The following is a 22,861-nucleotide window of genomic DNA, read 5'->3' as shown; positions in this document are numbered from 1 at the left end:
AATGTCCCACTACAACGTCGTTATCGTCGGTGCGGGCAATGCTGCCCTGGCGGCCGCTGTTTCCGCGCGCGAGGCCGGGGCCGAACGCGTGCTGGTGCTGGAGAAGGCACCCCGCGGCATGCGCGGCGGCAACACGCATTGGAGCGGCGGCGTTCTTCGCTTCGCCTTCGACGACCCGCGCGAGATCGAACCCTTGGTTCCCGGCGCGGCCGAGGAGTACGAGGATTTCTACGCCGGCATCGAGCCCTATACCCGCGCCGATTTCCACGGCGATCTGATGCGCGTGACCAGCGGCCGTACCGATCCGATGCTGTCGCGCACGCTGGTCGATAAATCCAAGGAGACGGTCTTCTGGATGCATGATGTCGGCCGCATCAAGATGGAGCCGGCGACGAGCCTCTCCGCCGTGCGCAAGGACAACAGGCTGGTCTGGGCGCGCGGCATGGTGGTGCGCGCGGCCCATGAAGGCGTCGGCCTGTCGCGCAGCTGGTTCGCGACCGCCGAGGCGATGGGGATCGAGGTGCGCTACGGCGCCGCGGTCACCGGGCTCGTGCAGGATGCACGTGGCCGCGTCGGCGCCGTGACCCTGCGCGACGAGGAAGGGATCTCCGAGATCGACGCCGATGCCGTGGTGCTTGGCTGCGGAGGCTTCGAGGCGAATGTGCAGATGCGCACCCAGCACATCGGCCCCTTGGTCGGCGCCGCCAAGGTGCGCGGCACGCCCTACAACCAGGGCGACGGGCTGCGCATGGCGATGGCGATCCACGCCATGCCCTGGGGCCAGTGGAGCGGCTGCCACGCGACGCCGATCAGCGCCGACTGGGGGGATTTCGCGCCGCGCGAACTGACCGACCGCAGCAACCGGCTGAGCTACCCCTATTCCGTGATGCTGAACCGCATGGGGCGGCGCTTCGTGGATGAGGGCGAGGACGGCGCGCTCTTCACCTATGCCAAATTCGGCCGCGCCATCCTGGCGCAGCCGGGCGCCAAGGCCTGGCAGATCTTCGACAGCCGTTCGCTCCATCTGCTGGAACCGCGCTACTCCACGAGCAAGCCGGTGGTCGCCGATACGATCGAGGGGCTGATCGCCCAGCTCGACATCGACGACAAGAAGCAGGCCCTGGCCACCATCGCCGCCTTCAACGCGGCGGCGCGTGGGATGGAGGAGGGCTACGACCCCTCGCGCAAGGACGGGCTGTCAACGCGCGGGCTGGATCTGGAAAAGAGCAACTGGGCGCTGCGGCTGGAGGCCCCGCCGTATCACGCCTACAGCGCCACCGGCGGCATCACCTTCACCTTCGGAGGATTGCGGGTGAATGAGCGGGCCGAGGTGATCGGCACCGACTGGCGCGCCATTCCGGGACTCTACGCCTGCGGCGAGATGATCGGCGGGCTGTTCTACGACAACTACCCGGCCGGAACCGGGCTTGTCGCGGGCGCCACCTTCGGGCGTATCGCCGGCCGCTGCGCGGCAGGTGTGGCATGAGCGCGGCGGGGGGGGCGATCCTTGAGCGTCTGGCGTCCCGGATTTGCGCCTTCACGCGGCACGATCTGACGCCGCTCTCCCTGGCGCGGGCGCGCACCGGCATCACCGATACCATTGGCGTGACGCTGGCCGGCATTCCGGAGCCCTGCGCGCAGATCCTGCTGCGCACGCCTGGGGTCGCGACGGCGCCCGGGGCCGCGCTGGTCTTCGGCACGGCGCGGCGCACCTCGGCACTGGACGCGGCGCTGGTGAATGGCACCGCGAGCCACGCGCTCGACTATGATGATTTCAGCGGGGATCTCGGTGGCCATCAGTCGGTGCCACTGGTCGCGCCACTGTTTGCTTTGGCCGAGGAGCGGGGCCTGTCCGGCATGCGTCTGGTCCAGGCCTATGTCGTCGGGATGGAGACGCTGATCCGCCTGGCCCGGGCCGTGAACTTCGTTCATTACGACAAGGGTTGGCACCCCACCTCGACCCTCGGCGTCTTCGGCGCGGCCGCCGCCTCGGCGCATATGATCGGGTTGGATGCGCCGCGCACGGCGATCGCGCTCTCGCTCGCCGCTTCGATGGCATCGGGGCTGAAGGCGAATTTCGGCACCATGGCCAAGCCCTTCCACGCCGGGCATTGCGCGCGCAACGGGCTGCTGGCCGCGTTGATGGCGGAACAGGGCTTCGTCGCCAACCCTGGGGTGATGGAGCATCACCAGGGGTTTCTCGATGTCTTCAACGGCCCCGGCAATCATGATGCAACACGGATCTTCGAGGGCTGGGGGCGGCCGTGGGAGGTCGAGGCGCCGGGTATCGCGCTGAAGCAATTCCCTTGCTGCGGCAGCACACATCCCGCGATCGCGATGATGCTGAAGCTGGTGCGCGAGGAGGGGATCACCGCCGCGGTGGTGGAGCGGATCGAGGTTCTGCCCCATGCCCGCCGGCTGCCGCATACCGACAACCCGCATCCGACGACGCCGCTCGGCGCCAAGTTCAGCGTGCAATATGCCGTGGTGCGCGCCCTGCTCTCCGGCACGCCGAAGCTTGCCGATTTCGAGGGCGAGGCGGCGTTGGACCCCGAGGCGCAGAGGCTCCTCGCGCTCACCACCGCACGCGCGCATCCGGACATGCCGCGCGATGGCGCCGCGCAATGGGGCGCGGAGGTCATCGTCACCCTGCGCGATGGCCGCAGGCTGTCACGTCGCGTGAACCAGATGGTGGGGCGTGGCGGCGACAATCCGATGTCGTCCGACGAGCTTTGGGAGAAGTTTCACGACTGCGCCGAACGGGGATTGGCGCGCGAGAACATCGCGCCCCTGTTCGACCGGCTCGACGCGATCGAGGAGGTCGGTGACATGCGCGATCTGACGCGGTTGCTGGAATATACCGCTCCCCTTGGTGGGGGCCCGCGCTTCGCCGAGGTGGAACGGCAGGGGATGCCGCTGGAGACCGGCTGGGTTCCCTGATCGACCCCAATATCCATTCCGGGCATGATCTTGGCCGAAGCCTGAGGCGGCGACTCCGCGGCATCGGTCAGGACATCCATCCCTCCGCGAAGGCTCATTGCAGGTCGAGGATGGGCTTGCCGACCGATCTGCGTTCCTCCAGGGCGGCGTGCGCCTCCTCGATGCGATCGAGCGTGTACCGCCCCGTGATCTCGATCGAGAGCGCACCCTCCAGAAGCCCCGAGAAGATGTCCGCGGCACGGCGCTGGATGGTCGCCGCATCGGGCAGATGATCGGCCAGCCGGGGCCGGGTCAGGAACAGCGAACCAGCCTCGCCGAGCTCAATCGGATTGAGGTCCTCCACCGAGCCGCCGACCGCGCCGAAATTCACCACGAGGCCGCGCTTGCGTGTTGCCCGGAAGCTGTCGCGCAAAGTGGGGCGGCCGATCGCATCGAACACGACATCGACGCCGCGGCCTGCGGTCATCTCCCGGATCGCATCGGCGAAACCGCCGTTCTCGTAGAGCACCGCGGCCACCGCGCCGCGCTGCCGCGCAATCTCCGCCTTCACCGGCGTGCTGGTCGTGGCATAGACGGTGGCCCCGAGCCGGGTGCCGAGCTGCACCAGGAGCTGTCCGATCCCCCCCGATGCCGCATGGACGAGGCAGGTCACGCCAGGGCCAAGCCGACCAACGTCCTCCGCCAGGTAATGCGCGGTCAGCCCGTGGAACATGGCGGCCGCGGCGAGGTCCAGCGGCAAGCCCGCCGGTACCTGGACGACGCGCCAGGCCGGCACGACGGCATACTCGGCGTAGCTGCCCCAGACGAGGCAATAGGCCACGCGGTCACCAGGCCGAAGATCCTGCACATCGGCCCCGACGGCTTCGACATGGCCGCTGGCCTCGATGCCGAGTGTGGTCGGAATCGAGACCGGGTAGGTCTGCGATCCGGCATATTTGCCTTGGCGGGTGTGGATATCCATGAAGTTGATGCCGGAGTGGGCCAGACGGATCAACACCTCGCCCGGGCCGGCGCTGGGCACCGGCACATCGCGGCGAAGGAGCACCTCGGGGCCACCGTAGCGATCGATCTGGATGACCCTCAATGCAGCCTCCCTGATGTCGCTTCCGCGGCACGGTAGGGGATTTTGCCTGCGGGGCGAAGCCGGGCGTGGGCAAAACCCGCCAACACCCACGGCGCCCCAAGACGGCCGCGCCGCCCGGACCATGCTTGGCCCGGACGGCGACGGCACTGAGCCAGGGCAGAGACCACTGCGGGTGGCCTGCCCTGGGGACACTGGTCTTGGTCTTGAGTGGCCCGCCTATCCCCGAAGCCCGCCACGAAGAGCGGCGAACTTCGGGGGCAGCTATAGGGGGCCTTACAGCAGTGTGAGGGTGCTGTGGGCGTCCTGGCCGCTCGTGGCGCGGTAGGTATCCCAGTCGTAGTACTCCCCCCAGACCCAGTGGTCATCGGCGCCGTCGCTGACGACGTACTGATTGTGGTCAAACTGATTGCCTCCGGCGAGCAGGCCCGCCTCGTCATAATCCGCGACGGCACCGGAGTTGCCGCCATCGGGCGTCGTCCCGACGAGGACGTTGTCATGCACGTTGTTCCCGACCGTGACATAGGCTCCGTAAGCGCCATCACCACGATCCTGCTGAATCAGGGAGATGCCATTGCCGGCGCCGGTCATGTCGATCTTGTTGCCGTAGATCTCGACATGCTGGGAATTCTGGATCTGGATCGCGGCACCCCATAGCCACTCCGGCATGTCGGCGCCATTCCCGACGAAGCTGTTGTTGCGGATCACCGCATCGTAGCTGATCTCGTGGTTGATGCCGCCGCCGGTGTTGAACTCCACACGGTTGCCCTCATACAGGGTGTTGATGTTGTCGATATCGGTCCACATCCCGTAGCCGGTGTTGTCGTGGGAGTAGTTGTTCCGGACGACCAGGTTGTTGGTCTCGGCGAATTTGGTGCCGCCACCCTCCCAATAGGGATCGATGCCGGCGAAATAGCCGTTGGACGAAATCTCGTTGTTCGCGACGAGGATGTTGTCGCCATTGCCACCGAGGCCCATCTCGCCATTGTCGTGGACGAAATTGCCGATGATCTTGGTGTTGTCGCCACCCAGGACGCCGACGCCAAAGTTGAGGCGGACTTCATTGCCCTGGATCAGCCAATCGACGGGTGGGGTATGGTACCCGATCGCGCCGTATTGGACGGGCGATGCATACTTCTCGATGACCAGCCCTTCGATCGTCACACCCGAGGCCCCGCCGTCGAAGGCAAAAGGGCTCACCGCGGCTTCAACCGAATGGCCGGCAGGGTTGTCGCGGAGATAGATCTTGTCGGCTGTGTAGTCGAAGAAGTATTTTCCGGGCCCAAGATCGTTCAGCGACGCAACCTGGAGCAGCGGCTTGTTGTCGACGTAGACCTGGTCCGGATAGGAGTGGCGCGGGAATGCGTCCAGACCTTCGTCCAGTACGCGCCGCTCGCCCTCCTGGGTCTGGCCGCTGATGACCCAGTTGGCGCCAGCCTGTGCGAAGCCCGTAAGCAGACGGGCGCCGCTCATGACCGCACCTTCCGCGCCGTAGAAGCTCTGGTCGTCATGCGGTGTGATGGATTGCAGGCGGTGAACGCCGGCCTCCAGCCAGAACGTCGCACCGGCCCCGGCGGAGTCGACCAGGGACTGTAGATTGGCCGTGGTGGACACGATGATCGCCCCAGCCGGAGGTGCGGTCGGGCTATCGGTGACCGGGGTCACCGGCACTACGACGACCGGCACCGCCGGGGTCTCGATCGGGGGCACCGGGGGCGGAACAACGGCCCCGACGAAATTGCCAACCGTCAGGTCAACAGCGCCGTTCAGCGCAAGGGACGATCCAGCCACGCCGGTGGCGGGGTCGGCAATAAATTGCACGGTAGTCATGCTATTATGGACCTCGAACCGCAATTGCGGGCCGGCGCCAGGGGTGAACGCCGCGCCGCCGATAAAGGCGAACGGGTGGCCCCCGTTGAACTCAGACAGATCGATCCGGTCCTCGCTTGCCACGAAGTCCGTGATCCTGTCGGTCGCGGTCAGGCCATCAGTGGGCACGAACCGGAACACATCGGCCCCGGCCCCGCCCGAAAGAATGTCCGCTCCGGCGCCGCCGAGCAGCGTGTCGTTGCCCGCCCCTCCATAGAGCGTGTCATTCCCCAGGCCTCCGAAAAGCAAATTTCCGCCGGCATTGCCAGTGATGACATTTGCAAGGCTGTTGCCCTTGCCGCTCAGAGCCGCACTGCCCGTCAGGGTCAGGTTCTCGACATTGGCGCCGAGGGTGTAGCTGACAGAGGCGCGCGCCAGATCCGTCCCGGCTGCCGCGGCTTCGTTGATCAGGTCTAGCACATCATCAATGACGTAGGTATCATTTCCGGTGCCACCCCACATAGTATCCGCGCCCTGGCCACCATCCAGCGTGTCGTTGCCGGCGTTGCCATAGAGGCGGTCTCGGCCACTGCCTCCGCGGAGAACATCCGCTGCTGCGCCTCCGACAAGGGTGATGTTCAGACGACTACCATTCCTGGGCATAAAAATCAATTCTCCGTGACTTACTGCGGAGAAATTTAGCGCGACTTCAGTCGGACGCAAATATTTTCGGATAATTTTCATTGCGATCAGAATCGATCAGCAGGCGTATTCATCCGCTTTACCAATATTATCCATCCGACCCAGATTTAGACCTTGTTTTCATCATTATTTTTCTTTTACGAAAATTAGCATGGCAATTAATGTTAAATGACTTACCCGTTGTAGTCACCATGTTGGTCTGCCTAGAATGATTTGTTATCGGAAGCATCATCACCCAGTGGCGGGCACTACTCGATGAGGCGGGCAAGACCTCCTGGGCTTCCGCCCGGTTAGTCTTGCGGCTGACGAATTCAGCAGCATGAAAGGAGCAGCCATGACGGTTAGCGTGAGACACGACGTTGTGACCGGTGCCGGGGCCATCAACGCCGTCATCGTCGATTCTCAGCGACTCTACCGAGACGCCCTACAACGGTTGCTCGAAGCATCGCCCGTTACGGTCGTAGGGCAGGGCCGCACAATGGAGGATGCGCTCCGGGCGCTTGCGCCCGACGCGCCGCTGCACCTCGCGATCTATAATTTCTTGTCGGATGCTGAAATGGAGCAGGAGTTGCCCAATATTATCACCCTGAAGCGCCACTACGAAGGGGTAAGGGTAGTCATATTGAGCAATTGCCTCGAGCCCGACCTACTACTGAAGGCGGCTTCCATGGGTGTCGAGGCGATTTTGTCTCGCGATATCTCGATCGATGTGCTTCAGAGGGCGCTGGAGTTCGTGCTGCTGGGTCAACATCTCTTGCCGACAGGGATCGCCCAGCTTCTTGCCGATCCAGCCCGCCAGGCCTCCACCGTAGCGGCAGCGATGGACACCACACGTACCCCCCTGCCTGACCAGCGCCGCGCCACCCCGTTGACGCCCAGGGAGAGCCAGATCCTGCAGTGCTTGATGGATGGCCGATCCAACAAGGAGATCGCTCGGGATCTAGACCTCACGGAGGCTACTGTAAAGGCGCATGTAAAGGCGCTGCTTCGCAAGACACGTATGACGAACCGAACCCAGGCGGCGATCTGGGCGGTGACCAATAATTTCAGATTTGGCCAGGCGGACACGGTGGCAATCTTCGCGGCAGATCCCGTCCAGAATGGTTTCCTACAGACCTCCTACCCGGCGCCGCATCGCGCCAACGGCGCTTGACGCCACCTGCCCGCCCCTACGTCTCGATCGCAGGGACGGGCAATGCCCAGGCGCGGGCTGTTGATCAGGCCGGCAGGCAGGCGCCTGCGATCACGAGGCGGCAGACCCTTGATTCACCGCCCCGGGAAGGCTGGATGACTGAACCAACCGGTCCGCGAAATAGGCGATGGTCCGCCGCAGCCCCTCCTCCAGCGGAACCCTCGGTTCCCAGTTCAGGAGCCGGCGTGCGCGAGTGATATCCGGGCAGCGCTGGGTTGGATCATTCTGCGGCAACGGCCGGCCCACGATGCGTGATTTCGACCCCGTCAAGGCGATGATGTGGTCAGCCAGGGTCCGCATGGAGATCTCATGGGGGTTGCCGATGTTGATCGGCCCGGTGACGTCGTCATCGACCGCCATCATGGAGACCATGCCGGTGATGAGATCATCCACATAGCAGAAGGCTCGCGTCTGCTGGCCGTCGCCGTAAAGTGTGATGTCCTCGCCACGCAGCGCCTGCACGATGAAATTCGAGACGACCCGGCCATCATTGTCATGCAGCCGCGGGCCATAGGTGTTGAAGATCCGGATCACGCGGATCTTCACGCGGTGGCGCCGCGAATAATCGAAGAAGAGGGTTTCGGCGCAGCGCTTCCCCTCATCGTAGCAGGCGCGTGGCCCCAGAGGATTGACGTTGCCGCAATAATCCTCGGTCTGCGGGTGGACTGTCGGCTCACCATAGATCTCGCTCGTCGAGGCCTGCAGGATGCGGGCACCAACACGCTTGGCGAGCCCGAGCATGTTGATCGCGCCCAGAACGCTGACCTTGGTGGTCTGCACCGGGTCATACTGGTAGTGCACCGGCGACGCCGGGCACGCCAGATTGTAGATCTCATCGACCTCGACGTAGAGCGGGAAGGTGATGTCGTGCCGCAGCACCTCGAAATTCGGGTGCCCCAGGAGATGTTGGATATTCTCCTTCCGGCCGGTGAAGTAGTTGTCGACGCACAGAACCTCCTGGCCTTCGCGGAGCAGCCGATCGCACAGGTGCGATCCAAGAAAGCCGGCGCCACCGGTTACGAGAATGCGCTTGCGGGTCTTCGACATGTCTGCCTCGCGGGATGAGATCGATGTGCGGCGATGCCTGGTCTGATCCTGTGCCTATCGGGCCCCGCGTGCAGCCAGCACCGCGGGGAGCGTCTTCAGCACGATGTAGAGATCCAACCAAAGCGACCAATTCTGGATGTAGAACGTGTCGATCGCCTCCTGCTGGCGAAGATCAGCGTTGCTCCTCTCGGAGATTTGCCAAAGCCCGGTCAGCCCCGGCTTGACGCTCTCGCGCAGCTTCTGGAACTCGGTGCTGAACCGCTCGATATGGTAGCCGGGGAAGGGACGCGGTCCGACCAGGCTCAGGTCGCCGCGCAGGACGTTCCACAGCTGCGGCAGCTCATCGAGGCTGCTACGGCGCAGGAAGTCACCGATCCAGGGCAGCACGCGTGGATCGCGCGTCAGCTTCATGTAGCGGTTCCATTCTTCACGCGCCCCCGCGTCCCGCGCCAGCAGCTCCGCCAGCAGCCCCTCTGCGTCCCGGTGCATCGTGCGCAGCTTCAGGATCGCGACCGGCTGCCCGTGGAATCCGATCCGCGATTGAACGTAGATGGCCGGCCCCGGACTGATCAGCCGGATCATGAGCACCATGAGTCCGATCAGTGGAAGTGCGACCAGCAGCGCCGGGACCGCGATGCAGAGCTCGATGCAGCGTTTGACCCATCGCTGACCTTCGGCCTGCGCCAGATTGGACACTTCGAGGCCGAGGTCACCGCCGAGGCTTCGGAAGTTCACGCGCAGGGTCGGAAGGCCGATATCCTCCGGCACCGCGATAACCCGCCGGAACGGTAGTCGCGCAACATCGACGGTGGTCACCCCGCTGGTCATGGCGACGACGGCAACGGCCCCGCCATGGAGCCTCGCGGCATCGGCGATCGTGCCGAAATTCGCGACCGGCATCATCGATTCACCGACCCGCGCGTCGCTCGCGAAGCCGATGGGGCGCAGGCCGAGCGCGGGCTGCCTTTGCAGCCGTTCGGCCAGGCGCACAGCCGATGGCCCCGATCCCACAAGGAGCGCCGGCGAACCCCAGGCCTGATGGCGAATGAGGAACGGACGGACCAGCACTTCCAGAAGGAGCCCGATCGGGCCGGCAACAACGCTCGCGAGCGAAATGGGGAGGAACGCCGGCCCACCCGCCATTCCGAAGGCCGCGAGGATGGTCACCGTCAGACACGGGGTGGCCAAAACGCCGATGACGCGTGTTCGCAGGCGTTCGAGCGATCCATGGCCGGTCGTGTCATAGAGCCCCAGGACGAGGTGGCTGATCAGCAGCGCCGCCGTCACGGCAGGCGGTATGGCCGAGTTCCATGTCAGCATCGCGGCCTGCGCGCTGCCGATCATCGTAAAGCCCATGAAGGTGAGCGCCACAGCCAATGCGGCCGCGAGGATGTCCGCTGCGGGAAGAGCCAGCCAGCGGAGCATCCAGTGTGGAAGGCCAAGCCCCCGCAGCGCGCCGCCTACGGCGCGCTGCGCCCGCGCAAATCCCGACGCTGCATCTGAGAAGGTATTGCTCATGGGATGTACTCCAGCGGCGAGCTGCGGCGCGGCGGTGTCAGGCTGTCACGGACAGTTCCCGATCCACGGCAACGTTCCGTCCGCTCACCTGCGAGGCGATCCAGGCGTAGGTGGGCACGATGCCATCCCGCACCGACCGGGTCGGTTCCCAGCCCAGAACTTCCCGGAGCCGGCTGTTGTCGCTGTTCCGGCCGCGAACACCCTGGGGCTTGGAAAGATCGTGCTGCTTGCGCACGGTCTTGCCCGCCGCGGCCGCGACGATGTCGACGAGTTCGTCAATGGTCACGAGCTCGTCCGTGCCGAGGTTCAGTGGCTTGTTGTAGCCCGACTCCATGATGCGATGGATGCCTTCGACGCAGTCATCCACATACATGAACGACCGGGTCTGCTGGCCATCGCCCCAGATCTCCAGGGCATCGCCATCGGCAAGCTTCGCCAGCTTCCGGCACATCGCCGCGGGCGCCTTCTCACGGCCGCCGTCATAGGTCCCGAGCGGACCATAGACGTTGTGGAAGCGGACCACGCGCGTCTGAATTCCGTGATCCTCGTCGTAGTACTCGCAGAGCTTCTCGGCGAAGAGCTTCTCGAGGCCGTAGCCCTCCTCGGGCTGTGCCGGCCAGGCGTCATCTTCACGCAGCGGGACCACTTCGGGGCTCGTCTGCAGGTGATGCGGGTAGACGCAGGCCGAGGAGGAATAGAGGAAGCGCTGAACGCCCGCCTGCTTCGCCGCATCAAGCATACCGACATTCATCAGCGTGTTGTTGCGCGCGATCACCGCATGGTTGCCCGTGATGTAGCCGATCCCGCCCATGTCGGCGGCAAGATGGTAGATGTCGTCAACACCTTCCGCCGCCGCGAGGCAATTGGCCGGATCCCGCAGGTCCGCAACCATGAAGTCGTGTGCCAGCGTATCGCTGTAGTCCGGACGCTTCACGTCAGCGCCGCGCACCCAATGACCCTTGTCCACAAGATAGGAAACGAGATGATGTCCGATGAAGCCACCGGCACCGGTGACCAGAATGCGCCTTGCAGCCATGATGCAGCCCCTTCAATTGCCGAACGGCGTGTCTGCCGAGCGGCGTGCCTGCGTTCAGGTATAGGGCGCGGTGATCGGAGCGCAGTTGGAGCAATGGGAGTATGCCCTACGGAGCCGCCCGGGTACGATTGCTGAGACTCGGTCGCCACGCCTGTGTCGCGAGCTGCCCAAGCGCGCGAACGACGAAGGCCGGGTTGTTCCTGATGTATCGACCTGCAAGCCGGCGTGGCTCGGATGCCATTCGGAAAGCCCATTCGAGCCCGTTGCGCTGCATCCAAAGGGGTGCCTGCGGCTTCTCCCCGGCAAGAAAGTCGAAGGCGGCGCCAACGCCGATGAGGACCGGTGCCGTGAGGCGGCCAACATGTTTGGCCATCCAACGCTCCTGCTTCGGCGTGCTGAGCCCGACCCAGATGATGTCGGCGCCGGCGGCGTTGATCTGCGCCACTTCCGCCTCATCCTCTTCGGCCGTCAATGCCCGGAATGGGGGCGAAAGGCCGCCGACCACATCCAGGCCAGGGCAGTCCCTGGTGAGTGCGGCGGTCAGATTGCGAACCGTCTCGGGCCGGCTGCCATAGTAGAACTGCCGGTAGCCTTTCGATGCCGAGATCGCGCTGATCCTCCGCATCAGATCCGGCCCATAGACTCGCTCGACCGCGGGGTGCCCGAGCCAGTGCGACATCCACACCAGTGGCACGCCATCCGGCGTGACCAGGCCGGCCGCGTTGTGGATCGCCAAGAGGTCGGGATCACGCTGGCTTTCCATGACGCCGTGGACCCCCGTGATGCAGACGTAATGCTGTTCCCTGGAGCGTATCCAACGCTCGATCGTCGCTGTCGCCTGGTGCATGGTCACGGCGCTCACGTCGACGCCAAGGATGCTCACACGTTCCGGGGCCGCTTCCTCTTGCATGATGACCAGTCCTGCTGCTGCCGGCCTCGGCTTCGTCGCTGAAGCCCTACTCCGCACGGCAGTGATGTGCCGCAGCCCATGGATACGCTTTGCCGTGCGGCGTTGGGCTCCTGCCAGAAGGATTACCCCGCAATCGCACTTCGAGCCGGCCGGTGCGGATCGCATGATGCCCCCGGTGCCACGCTAGGGGATTGATCGCTGCATCATCGCCGCGAGGAACCTCCAGCTTTTTGGGAACGGAGAGGCTTCGACGTGGATCGGCCATCATACGACACGTTGCTGGACCACAAACTGTCGAACGTTCCGTTATGGACCCATCGTGAGCAACTCGCCACGTCGGCCCTCATGGGCATCTGGCGGCAGCGCCATGTGGTGGTCTTCAGCTTGATGCTTGCACTGACGGTGGTCGCCGCCGCGCTGGCTCTGTTGCCGAAGACCTACGTTGGAGAGGCGATACTCCAGCTCGATCTCGGTCACCGCGAAACGGGGCGTTCTGGCAGCCAGGGATCGGGCGTTTCGCTCGAGGCTGCCGCGCTGGTCCAGAACGAGGCGCGCATCCTCAAGTCGCGCCCGCTCGTGCGGAGCGTTGTCGAAGAGCTCGGCCTGGTCAACGATCCGGATCTTGTTGCCAACGCCACCGCGACAGATATCGGCGCCGCGGTCGCTCGCCTGGTGCCGCCTGCTCTATCGGATTGGGTGCGCGCCCACCTCCGCGGCATCTTGCCGGAACCTGGGGAAATGGATCCGGACGCGCTCCATCGTGACCTCGCCATTCGGAACGTGCTGTCGCATCTTTCCGTCACCACCGACAACAAATCCTATCTTGTCACCATAACCTATACGGCCAAGGACCCAGAAAAGGCCGCGAGAATCGCCAACGCGATCGCAGAGACGTATCTCCGCCGCGAGGTGCAGGAGCGTGGCCACGCGACCGATCGCCTTACTGCCTGGATCGACACCCAGATCCGAGAGACGTCAGGCTCCCTACGCAACCTCGAAGCGCAGGTCGAGACCTTCCGACAGCGCACGAATATTCTGGAGCCGGGCCGTCTCGATCCCGGCGGTGATGTCGAGAACGTGGCGCAGCAGCAGCTCCGCACTCTGACATCGCAGCTCAACGCAGCGGTGCTCGCTCGCATGAACGAGGAGCGTCGCCTGACGCGGGTTCAGGAGGCCGCGGCCTCAGGCAGCATTCCCTCGTCGGCGGATATCCAGGGCTCACCGCTCATTCAGGGGCTCCTCGAACGGGAGCTGGTGGCGCGGCGCGATCTCGGCCAGATGCAGGTCAGGCTTGGCGCCCAACATCCGCGGGTCAATGAGGCAAGGGCGGGCCTGGGCGAGGTGCGGGCGCGGCTGACCAGCGAGGTCCGGCGGGCCGCTGATACCGCGAGCGCCGACCTTGCAGCGGCGCGCAGGACCGAAAGCGATCTCACCGAAGCGCTCGGCGCTTTGCAGCGATCCATGATTGCGGGCAAGCCGGACGAGAGCGAGCTCAGGACGCTTCAGGCAAATGCCCAGACTGTTCGTGAACGGCTGGTCACGCTCCAACGAAACAGGCAGCAGGCTGAGGCTGACCGCGTCGTCGCGCAGGCTACCGCATCGCTGGTCGTGCCTGCGGAGCCGGTTCTCTTCGCATCCTCCCCGAAACCCATGATCGTGGGCCTGATGGGCCTGCTCGGTGGAGGCTTGGTTGGGGTTGGCGCGGCGCTCCTGCTCGAGCGTCGTGACCAGGGCCTGCGCACGAGCGGTGATATCGACGCAGCCTCCTCGCCGCGTTGCCTTGGAATGGTCCCGCTGTTGCCCGCCCGCGCCGTGTCGACGCTGCCAAGTGCGACGCCAAGCAGCGCGTCCGAAATGCCGATGTTCCAAGAAGCCATCCGCTCGGTGGCCGCTGGCGTGGGGTTGTTCGACGCGGCAAGCGGCTGTCGCCTGGTTCTGGTGACATCGTCCATGCCTGGCGAAGGCAAATCCACATTATGCGCCGCCTTGGCACGCGCCCTGGCGTCGTCCGGCCGCCGCGTCATGATGATTGACGGCGTGCCCGCACGGCCCGATGCCCCGCCGATCGCTCCGCCTGAGACGAGCACAGGCCATGATCTGGCCCCAGCCCGAAGCGGCGATGCCACGGCGGCGAATGCGATGGTGGTGATCCGGCGCCGTGCCGGCCTCCCTGCGGGGGCGGATGTGTTTGGCACCGACCGCTTCAGGAACCTCATCGACGACGCCAGGAAGCAGTTCGACGTCATCATCATCGAAGGTGCGCCGGTGATGCTTGTGGCAGATTCCCTTGTCCTGGGGCGGCTGGTCGATACCGTCATTCACGTCGTGCGTTGGTCGAGCACGAAGAAGGCGATCCTCAATACGTCCCTGCAGCGCTTGCGTGAGCATGGTGTTGTCGTCGACGGACTTGTGCTCACGCAGGTTCACCTGCGTCGCCATGCGGCGCTCCGTTTCATGGATCAGTGCTCCTTCTACGTGAAGGAGCGGCGCTTCTACGAGCGTCTTGGCGGCCGAGGCCGCCCAGGCGCCGCCCCCCCATCGCGCACCGCATAGCAGGACACGATCCATGAGAATTCTCATCACCGGCGGCAACGGCTATGTTGGCCATCACCTCACCGAACTGCTTTATGCCGGCCACACCGTGTGTGTTGTCGATCTGCTCCGATACGGGGGGTGGCGCTTTGCTGAGGCGGTGAGTAAGCGGCTGAGGCTTGAGGCGATCGATATTCGCGATGCCGCAGCGATCGGCAACCTGATGGCAGACTTCAAGCCCGAGGTCGTGATTCATCTCGCAGCGCTGCACTACATCCCGGAATGCGAAGCCCTCCCGGCACTCGCCGTGAGCACGAATGTCGACGGAACGTTGAACCTGCTGATATCCTGTCCCGAGGGTGCGCGCTTCGTCTTCGCGAGCTCTGGCGCGGTTTACCGGCCCGATGACCAGCCGCATTGCGAGCAGCTTTCGGAACTGTCTCCCAACGACATCTATGGGCTGACAAAGCTGCACGGCGAGCATTACGTCCGGCAACTCGCCCGGCAGCGTGGGCTCCAGGCGATCATCGTCCGTCTGTTCAACGTCATCGGGCCTGGCGAGACCAATCCTCACCTGCTGCCGGAAATCGTCGCACAGCTCAAAGCCGGCCGGACCACCATCGAGCTCGGGAACCTGTCCTCGCGCCGCGACTACATCGGCGTCCGCGATGCAGCCCGGGGCTTCCAGGCAGTGGCCCTTGGAGGCCAGGTCAGCGCCGGTGACACCATCGTGGTCAACCTGGGCACCTCGCAGACCTACTCCGTGCTGGAGGTGGTTGAAAAGCTGCGCCGCATCTCGGGCACCGATTTCGGGATCAGGCAAACCGGGGACCGCGTGCGGCGTGTAGACCGTCCCTTTCTCGCCGCCGATACGCGGCAGATTGCCGCGCATTTCGATTGGCGGCCAACTTCGACCATCGATGACACGCTTGCGGAACTCTGGGTCGAGCCTGATCTGGCGAGCGACCTTCTTGAGAGGTATCGATGAGTCCGGAGGCGAAGATCGCAGGCGATTGGGGGCAAGGGCGGCCAGCTTCGCCACGTGTTCTCGCGGCCGTGATCGTGCCGCCGCATCTGTCGGTCAGCGGTGGTGCGCGGGCCGCGGAGCAGTTGAGCGCAGCCCTCGCGCCATACTGCGACATGACGATCGCCAGCATGATGAATGGCAGCGGCGCCGGCGTTGATTCGGCCGAGGCGCCGCGTCGGATTGCTGTGACCTCCTGGTGCTCGCCTTGGCTGCGATGGTCGAGCTTGCCGAGCCGCTACCGCACGCTGTTCTACCGCTCGAACCTCCCCGAGCTGGTTGCCCGCGGTGGATATGATTTGGTGCATCTCCACAATCCGATGCCCGCTTTGGAACTTGAGCGTACCGCCGCTGCCTGTCGTCGGACCGGCACGCCCTATGTGATTTCCACACACGGCTTCAACGAAGTGGCGAATGGTTCCAGGATCTATGGCTTCAACCGACTGAAGCGCGCCATCTGGCAAGCGCTGGTGGTGGGTCCGGTTGCGCGTGTGGTGCGGCATGCCGCGGGAGTCTTCGCCCTTTCTCCCGCCGACATCGAGATCGTCACGGCAATGGGGTTCAAGGGGCCGATCAGCATCGTCACGAATGGCGTGCCGGTACCGCCCCTCTCCACCGTGAACGACGATCAACCGCTCCTGCGGCGTCTGGGACTTCCTGAGGCAAGGGCCCCAGGGCGGATCACCTGCATGTTCCTGGCGAACCACACGCCAAACAAGGGCCTGCCACAGCTTCTGGAGGCGTTCTCGCGCCTGCGGCAGCCGTATCTGCTCGTTGTCGGCGGAGAGAAGCGTGATGGTATCGACTACGATCGCTATGCATCCGCATGCGGGCCCGATCAGCGGATCATCGTCACCGGCCGCTTGAGTGATGCCGAGGTGGCGGCATTGTTTCGCCGCTCAGACCTCTTCGTCTTCCCGACGCTGGCCGATACGCTGCCCCTCGTGGTGTTGGAAGCGATGGCGCACGGGCTGCCTGTGCTGGCGACCCGGGTCGGCGGTATTCCCTTCCAGGTTGATGAGACCTGCGGCGTGCTTGTGCCCCCGGGCGATGTCGCTGCGATTGCGGAGGCTGTCGCTTCGCTTGCGGCCGATCCGGCGCGACTGGCAGCTCTCGGCGTGAATGCCCGCGCCCGTGTTCTGGCGCGGTTTACCTGGGAGCGCGCGGCAGAGCAGGCGCTCGCCGGCTACGAGAAGGCGCTGCGCGCGCCGGTCGAGCGCCGGAGCCTGGCTGGTCAGTCGAAGATGCTCGCCGATGCGCGCTAACTCCCAGATCCGCCGAGCGTCCTGGACCGTGATCGACCAGGGCATCGTCAGCGGTGGCACCTTTCTCGCCAACATCCTGTTGGCAAGATATCTGTCGGCCCACGACTACGGCGTCTATGTGCTGCTGATGGGCGGCATGCTGACGCTACAGCTTGTCAATGCCACGATGCTGTTCCACCCGCTGTCCGTGTCCCTGGTTCTGGCGAGCGAAGCAGACCGGCCAAGGCTGCTGAAGACGGCGCTGGTGCTGGTTGTGGTGGCTTCGTCCGCGCTGAGCGCGGGATTGGCCGTGGTGCTCGCTGCCCTGGGTTACGCGGCTCTCGTGCTGCCGGCGGTGTGTTGCTTTCTTTCCTGGCAGGTACAGGAAGGGATGCGCCGAGGACTGCTTGCGGCGTTTCGCCATCGGGCCGCCACGCTGGGTGATGCGGTGAGCTACCTCGGCCAGTCCGCCATTGTCATCGGGCTGGTGGCCTTCGATGTCCTGACACCGGCACATGCGCTCTATGGCCTGGCGGGGACCTGTTGCGTGGCCGCCGTTCTGCAGGGTCGGCAGCTCGGACTTCGCTTCCGTACCAAGCTGATTCTGCGGCGGACCGTCGCCACCTTCTGGTCGGTCGGCGGCGCCTGGTCGCTTGGCAATGGGCTGCTTTCCAATGCCCGCTTGCAGGTTCTGCCCTGGGCGCTTGCCGTTGGCGCCGGGCCGGCCGCGGCGGCAGGGTTCCAGGCAGCCTTGAACATCGTCAATCTGTCCAACCCCTTCGTCATGGGCCTGTGCAACATCATTCCACAGGCTGCTGCCCAGGCCAGCAATCAGGGTGCCGCCAAGGCGTGGCGGGATGTCAGGGTCTATTTCCTGGTCGCCGTGCCGCCGCTCCTGGCTTTTGCCTTGCTCGTCCTGGTCGTGCCGGAGCAGTTGCTGCTGCTCGTCTATGGATCCAGCTCGGCCTATCTCGGCGCGGCGCTTTCGGTTCGCCTGCTCGTCGTGGCGGCAATGGCCGGGTATTTCACTGATATGGTCGTCGCCTTCCTGCACGGCATGCGGGCGGTGCCCTTGGCATTCGCGGTGAATGCCGCGGGTGCCGTGGGGGCAACGGTCCTCGTGGCTGTCCTGGTGGCCCCGCTTGGCATCATTGGAAGTTGTCTGGCCCTGATCGGCGCGAATATCGCGCGGCTGATCGTGGTGTACGCCATTCTCTCCCGCATGGTCGCGGGCGAGGGCAGTCGTCCAACGCGTTTGCAGGAGATCGAACCATGATCGTGACCGTGGTGACGCCTACCCTCAATGGCATCGACTATCTTGGTGAATGTATCGCCTCGGTGCAGCGCAATGAGACGAAGGATGTGCGGATGGAGCACGTCATCGTCGATGGTGGCAGCACCGACGGCACCGTCGAATATGCGGAGGCCCGGGGCCTGCGTGTGCTCAAGGGCAAGGATAAGGGAATCTTCGACGCCATCAACAAAGGGTCCTTCAATTCGCAGGGCGAGCTGTTGGGGTTCCTCGGGGCGGACGACGTCATGCTGGAGGGGTCGATGGCGCCGCTCGTGCAGGCTTATCGCCGAAGCGGGCGCCGCTGGGTTGTCGGCGGCATTCGCTGGATCGACGAACGCGGCCGCAACCTTGGTGAGCTCGCCGCTCCGCCCCGTTGGATGACGACGCGGATGCATGTCTGCCTCGGCTGGAACCCGATCATGCATATGGGGACGTATTTCTCGCGGGAGTTCTATACGGCGCTTGGCGGCTTCAACATCGAGTATCGTGACTCGGGCGACTACGAGATGTTCGCACGCGCCCTTTCGATTGCGCCATATGAACGGCTTTCGTGGCCGGTATCGTGCTTCCGAAGGACGGGCCAGAACAACAGCGCGGTGAACCTCACCCGTGCGGATGGTGAATGTCGCCGGGTGCGGGATACCTTTGGCCCTGGGTCGGAGGCAGAACGGATGTTCTGGCGCTATGCGCTGAAGTCCTGGTTCAACCTCGCGAACCCACGCTGGATGATGTGGAAGATGGCGGAGCCGGCGCGTTTGCGGTTGCGCCTTCAGGAGAAGGCCTATTTTTAGGCCCTCATCCAGTTTCGGAGGCGCGGCATGACGGTCGCGGCGGTCGGGCAGGTGCGGCGCGCCACCCTGGGCGATCACTACATCCGCATGCTTGCATTCGGCCTGTTGGGCTACGCCGTGCTGGGCAAGGGGTTTGCCTATGTCGGGGTCGCGCCGCTCTTTGTCGGGGAGGTGCTGTTCGGCCTTGGCCTGCTTGTGCTGCTTTCCTCCGGCTGCCTTCTCGCTACCTTCACCAGCGCCCCCAACCTGCTTTTGGGGATCACATGCTGCTGGGTGCTGGCACGCACCGCACCCTATGTCGGAACCTATGGTGTCGATGCGTTGCGAGACAGCGTCGTCATCATCTACGGCGTGTTCGCCATGATCATGTGCGGTCTGCTCATCGAGCAGCCGCGGCGGATCAACGACCTCTACCGGCTGGTTGCGGTGTTCACGACCTATTACGGACCCTGGGCGTGGACGTTGTATTTTTTCAGCAAGGTCACGCGCAACTACGGCCCCTATTGGCCTGGTTCCGGCTTGCCAATGGTGTTGATCCGGCCTGGCGAGGTTGCGGTGCACGTCGCGGCATCCACCGTCTTCGCCCTTCTGTTCCTTCCGAAGTTTGGCCTCGTCCGCATGGCGTTGATTGTGATGAGCATCGCCGCGGTATCCGCCCAGAGTCGCGGCGGCATGTTGTCCATTGCCTTGCCTGTGGCGGTCGCCGCATTCGTGGCCGGCACGTTCCGCCAGATCATCAGGATGGCCGCGATCGCGCTGTCCTTTCTCGCAATCGCCTATGCGCTGCAGATTGAGGTCAGCATGGACCCGGACAACCGCGTCGTCAGCGCGGAACAGCTCGTGCTCAACGTCGCAAGCCTGTTCGGGGGCGCTGCGGGCGAAGGCGATCTCGATGGCACCAAGCTGTGGCGGCTTCGTTGGTGGGAGGCGATCCAGGGCTACACGATCCATGGTCCGCTGTTCTGGTCCGGTCATGGCTTCGGCATGAACCTGGCGGAGGAGGATGGCTTCGTGGTGGGGCTTGAACACGGTGGGCCGGTCGTACGCAGCCCGCATAATGCGAGCATGACGATCCTCGCGCGCGCAGGTGTGCCGGGGTTGGTGCTTTGGCTGCTGCTGCTGGCGTCCTGGTACTGGATGATGCTGAGCAACATCCTGCTGGCCCGCCGGCAGCTCGATCCGGGATGGGCCAACTGGTTCCTGTTCCTCGGCTGTTACCTCGGATCGATCCTGATCGATGCCTCCTTCGATGTGGCCCTGGAGGGGCCGATGCTGGGCATCTGGTTCTGGGCCATTTTTGGCGTCGGGACCGGCTCCGCAATGGTTTTCAGGGCGCGAGGCCGGTTGTCATGACCCGCACCGCAATCGACGGGCGGCGGCGGATGCCGCCAGCGCATAGTTCAGAGGAAGGTAGGGAGCCGGTCGTGACCGACAAGATCAACTGGATTCAATGGCTTCGCGCCATCGCGGCGATCGAGGTTATTCTGTGGCATTCGGATTTGGTGACCAAGCACTTCTCTCCGGCGCTGATCGGATCCACGGCATACAGCCGCTTTGGTGGATTTGGGGTAGAGCTTTTTTTTATCATATCGGGATATATTATTTGCCTCACCGCCAAAAAATACCAGTCGGGCGCGTTGTTCATGATGAACAGAATCGTTCGATTGTTGCCAGCATATTGGTTTTTCACACTTTTGGTTTTTTTGGCGGTTTGGATAGAGCCCGCCTGGCGTCAGCATTCGCTTAGTTATTCGAGCGACGTGATATTGAAGTCACTGCTGTTTTTTCCGCAGCAGGACGTGCCCGTTCTCGCTCTCGGCTGGTCGCTGGAGCATGAGATGATATTCTATCTGATCGTCGCTTTGGCGCTCGTGGTTGCCGGGGCGTTCACCTTCACCCGTCAGATCGTGGTCGCGCTTCTCCTGACCGCGTTGGGTGTCGCGGGCTTCATGCTGGGCACCGGCCTGGGCCAGAGGTTCTGGGACTATCACGTCATGAGCCCCTACATGGTCGCCTTTGCCTTCGGCTGGATCTTCCGATTGGCCGATACCTCGGCACCATCCAGAAAGACGTTGCTTTACCTGATTCCTATGGCGACCTTGCTCACGCTCGCCAGCGTGCCGATCGACCCCAGTGAACAGCCGCTGCTTGAGCGGATCGCCTTGGCTGCGGTGCTCTTTGTCGCCGCCGGCAGCCTCGGCGCCGTGCTCGAGCGGGGCAATATCGTCAACCGTTTCATGGCGCGGATCGGTGACGCCTCCTACAGCATCTATCTCTCGCATTGGTTCTGTCTCTCCGTCATCGGCAAGGTGCTGGGCCGTATCGCACCGCCGGCGGAGTTCGACGTCGTTTCCCGCGCGGGGGCGGTCATGGTCGCCATCCTCTTTGGCCTGGCTTTCTTTGACCGGGTGGAGCGGCCCGTGGATGTCTTTCTGAAACGAGCCTTGCGGCTGGGGCGCCGGCCCGGGTCTTCCATCGCGCTTCCGGGGGCCGCGGCGAAGCTGCGGCCGATCGTCTCAGATCCCGGGATCATCCGATGATCCTGGGCCGGCTGATGCCGGCCGTCGCTCTGGCGCTCGTTGCTCTGGCGCTCGTCGCTCTGGCGCTCGTCGCCGCATCATCGCCGGTCGAGCACGGGGGTGACTCTGGCGGGCAGGCGCCTCCAGCCGCCTCCGCCGGCCTTGCCGCAACGAGCGCGGCGGGGCCATGCCTGATTCTGGAACATCGCCGCGACATGGTCGTCGATGGTCAATCCTTCGGACCTTGCGGCACCTACGGCATCGTCATCGCCGCAAGCGAGCGTATCACGATCCGGAATGTCGTGGTCCGCGATACCGGCGACATCGGCATCTACATCCTCGGCTCCAAGGCGATCACGGTGGAGCAAAGCCGCGTCAGCAACGGGCTGTCCGGCATCTTCGCCCAGTCGTCGGAGGGCGTCCGTGTCCACTGCAACCGCTTGGACGATATGCGCGGCCCGATCCCGCGCGGGCAATTCGTTCAGTTCAACCGCGTTCAGGGCGCGGGCAACGTCATCAGCTGCAATCGTGGGCAGAACCGCCCCGGAACGGGCGATCCCGAAGATGCCATCAGCCTTTACATTTCGAACGGGGTGCCGGGGGCGCCTATCCGCGTGGAGCGGAACCTGATCATCGGCGGCGGGCCGAGTGATTCGGGCGGCGGCATCATGCTGGGTGACGATGGTGGCTCGCATTTGCTGGCGGAGCGCAACGTCCTGATCGATCCGGGCCAATACGGCATTGCGGTGGCGAGTGGCCGCTACATGACGATCGCCGACAATCTCATCTACGCACGGCGCCAGCCCTTCACCAACGTGGGCATCACGGTCTGGAACCAGTATCCCTCGGCCTGCGGCAACATCACGATCCGCGGCAATCAGGTGAACTGGACCTCGCGCGACGGCACCCCCAACCCCTACTGGGATGCAGGCAATTGCGGGGCGGTCACTGGGATCGCGCAGAACAGCTTCTCGGCCCCATTGGGGCCGGAGATTGAAGCACGGGCACTGCCCGACTGCGGCTGCAAGGCCTTCGACTAGGACGGGTGGACCCCGTCCCGGTTGGCAAGGCTGGGACGTGGCGTGGTTCGACGGACCCTAGCAGTCTGTCGGATTCACTTTGCCTTTCTGATTTGTCAAACTGCGGTTATGGCGACCTTCGTATCCTACAATCGCGACCAGGCATTCCTGTTGCCTCCGGACCTCAAGGCGTGGCTGCCCGA

At 64.3% G+C, this 22,861-nt stretch carries 17 protein-coding genes; 11 read left to right on the top strand and 6 right to left on the bottom strand.

Annotation, left to right across the window (positions count from 1 at the left end; all coding sequences use genetic code 11):
* Window position 1: 1 nt before the first annotated feature.
* On the top strand, window positions 2-1,486 hold the full coding sequence (gene tcuA / locus C8P66_RS21325) for an FAD-dependent tricarballylate dehydrogenase TcuA (protein WP_111400311.1): 1,485 nt from the start codon (window positions 2-4) through the stop codon (window positions 1,484-1,486).
* A complete protein-coding gene (locus C8P66_RS21320) occupies window positions 1,483-2,940 on the top strand; it encodes an MmgE/PrpD family protein (RefSeq protein WP_111400310.1) in 1,458 nt (485 codons plus the stop codon). The genes tcuA and C8P66_RS21320 overlap by 4 nt, the downstream gene beginning before the upstream one ends.
* A gap of 94 nt (window positions 2,941-3,034) precedes the next feature.
* Here the strand turns inward: C8P66_RS21320 and C8P66_RS21315 are convergent, their stop codons facing one another.
* Window positions 3,035-4,024, bottom strand: a complete 990-nt coding sequence (locus tag C8P66_RS21315; protein WP_111400309.1) for a quinone oxidoreductase family protein — start codon at window positions 4,022-4,024, stop codon at window positions 3,035-3,037.
* A gap of 273 nt (window positions 4,025-4,297) precedes the next feature.
* Complete coding sequence (locus C8P66_RS21310) at window positions 4,298-6,574, bottom strand: right-handed parallel beta-helix repeat-containing protein (protein ID WP_158537345.1); 2,277 nt, start codon at window positions 6,572-6,574, stop codon at window positions 4,298-4,300.
* Window positions 6,575-6,866: 292 nt separating this feature from the next.
* Here C8P66_RS21310 and C8P66_RS21300 point away from each other — a divergent pair, with 292 nt between their 5' ends.
* A complete protein-coding gene (locus C8P66_RS21300) occupies window positions 6,867-7,685 on the top strand; it encodes a LuxR C-terminal-related transcriptional regulator (RefSeq protein WP_158537344.1) in 819 nt (272 codons plus the stop codon).
* 90 nt (window positions 7,686-7,775) lie between these two features.
* Here the strand turns inward: C8P66_RS21300 and C8P66_RS21295 are convergent, their stop codons facing one another.
* The 4 genes from C8P66_RS21295 to C8P66_RS21280 all read right to left on the bottom strand — a co-directional run bounded on the left by C8P66_RS21295 (window position 7,776) and on the right by C8P66_RS21280 (window position 12,235).
* Window positions 7,776-8,771 (bottom strand): UDP-glucuronic acid decarboxylase family protein, encoded by a 996-nt coding sequence (locus C8P66_RS21295; RefSeq protein WP_111400307.1) that lies wholly within the window; start codon window positions 8,769-8,771, stop codon window positions 7,776-7,778.
* A gap of 54 nt (window positions 8,772-8,825) precedes the next feature.
* Window positions 8,826-10,289: an exopolysaccharide biosynthesis polyprenyl glycosylphosphotransferase gene (locus C8P66_RS21290; RefSeq protein ID WP_111400306.1), complete on the bottom strand. Its 1,464-nt coding sequence runs from the start codon at window positions 10,287-10,289 to the stop codon at window positions 8,826-8,828.
* 37 nt (window positions 10,290-10,326) lie between these two features.
* Window positions 10,327-11,325 carry an NAD-dependent epimerase/dehydratase family protein gene (locus C8P66_RS21285; protein WP_111400305.1) on the bottom strand — a complete coding sequence of 333 codons (999 nt, stop codon included), beginning with the start codon at window positions 11,323-11,325 and terminating at the stop codon, window positions 10,327-10,329.
* Between the two features lie 106 nt (window positions 11,326-11,431).
* The gene (locus C8P66_RS21280; RefSeq protein WP_111400304.1) at window positions 11,432-12,235 is read right to left on the bottom strand and encodes a WecB/TagA/CpsF family glycosyltransferase; all 804 of its coding nucleotides are present in this window, start codon (window positions 12,233-12,235) and stop codon (window positions 11,432-11,434) included.
* Window positions 12,236-12,487: 252 nt separating this feature from the next.
* Here C8P66_RS21280 and C8P66_RS21275 point away from each other — a divergent pair, with 252 nt between their 5' ends.
* The 8 genes from C8P66_RS21275 to C8P66_RS21240 all read left to right on the top strand — a co-directional run bounded on the left by C8P66_RS21275 (window position 12,488) and on the right by C8P66_RS21240 (window position 22,679).
* Entirely contained in the window at window positions 12,488-14,788 is a 2,301-nt protein-coding gene (locus C8P66_RS21275; protein ID WP_146423021.1) for a GumC family protein, read from the top strand.
* Between the two features lie 13 nt (window positions 14,789-14,801).
* Window positions 14,802-15,755 carry an NAD-dependent epimerase/dehydratase family protein gene (locus tag C8P66_RS21270; protein ID WP_111400302.1) on the top strand — a complete coding sequence of 318 codons (954 nt, stop codon included), beginning with the start codon at window positions 14,802-14,804 and terminating at the stop codon, window positions 15,753-15,755.
* Entirely contained in the window at window positions 15,752-17,056 is a 1,305-nt protein-coding gene (locus tag C8P66_RS21265) for a glycosyltransferase family 4 protein (RefSeq protein WP_111400301.1), read from the top strand. Before C8P66_RS21270 ends, C8P66_RS21265 begins: the two co-directional genes overlap by 4 nt.
* A 28-nt stretch (window positions 17,057-17,084) precedes the next feature.
* The gene (locus C8P66_RS21260; RefSeq protein ID WP_111400300.1) at window positions 17,085-18,311 is read left to right on the top strand and encodes a polysaccharide biosynthesis protein; all 1,227 of its coding nucleotides are present in this window, start codon (window positions 17,085-17,087) and stop codon (window positions 18,309-18,311) included.
* Entirely contained in the window at window positions 18,308-19,120 is an 813-nt protein-coding gene (locus C8P66_RS21255) for a glycosyltransferase family 2 protein (protein WP_111400299.1), read from the top strand. Before C8P66_RS21260 ends, C8P66_RS21255 begins: the two co-directional genes overlap by 4 nt.
* 27 nt (window positions 19,121-19,147) lie before the next feature.
* The gene (locus C8P66_RS21250; protein WP_111400298.1) at window positions 19,148-20,473 is read left to right on the top strand and encodes an O-antigen ligase family protein; all 1,326 of its coding nucleotides are present in this window, start codon (window positions 19,148-19,150) and stop codon (window positions 20,471-20,473) included.
* Between the two features lie 71 nt (window positions 20,474-20,544).
* Window positions 20,545-21,660 (top strand): acyltransferase family protein, encoded by a 1,116-nt coding sequence (locus C8P66_RS21245; protein ID WP_158537343.1) that lies wholly within the window; start codon window positions 20,545-20,547, stop codon window positions 21,658-21,660.
* Window positions 21,657-22,679: a right-handed parallel beta-helix repeat-containing protein gene (locus C8P66_RS21240; RefSeq protein ID WP_146423019.1), complete on the top strand. Its 1,023-nt coding sequence runs from the start codon at window positions 21,657-21,659 to the stop codon at window positions 22,677-22,679. Before C8P66_RS21245 ends, C8P66_RS21240 begins: the two co-directional genes overlap by 4 nt.
* Window positions 22,680-22,861: the final 182 nt, after the last annotated feature.

It is taken from the genome of Humitalea rosea, from assembly GCF_003253705.1.
GTDB lineage: Bacteria > Pseudomonadota > Alphaproteobacteria > Acetobacterales > Acetobacteraceae > Humitalea > Humitalea rosea.
This window is presented reverse-complemented; position numbering and strand designations above follow the sequence as displayed.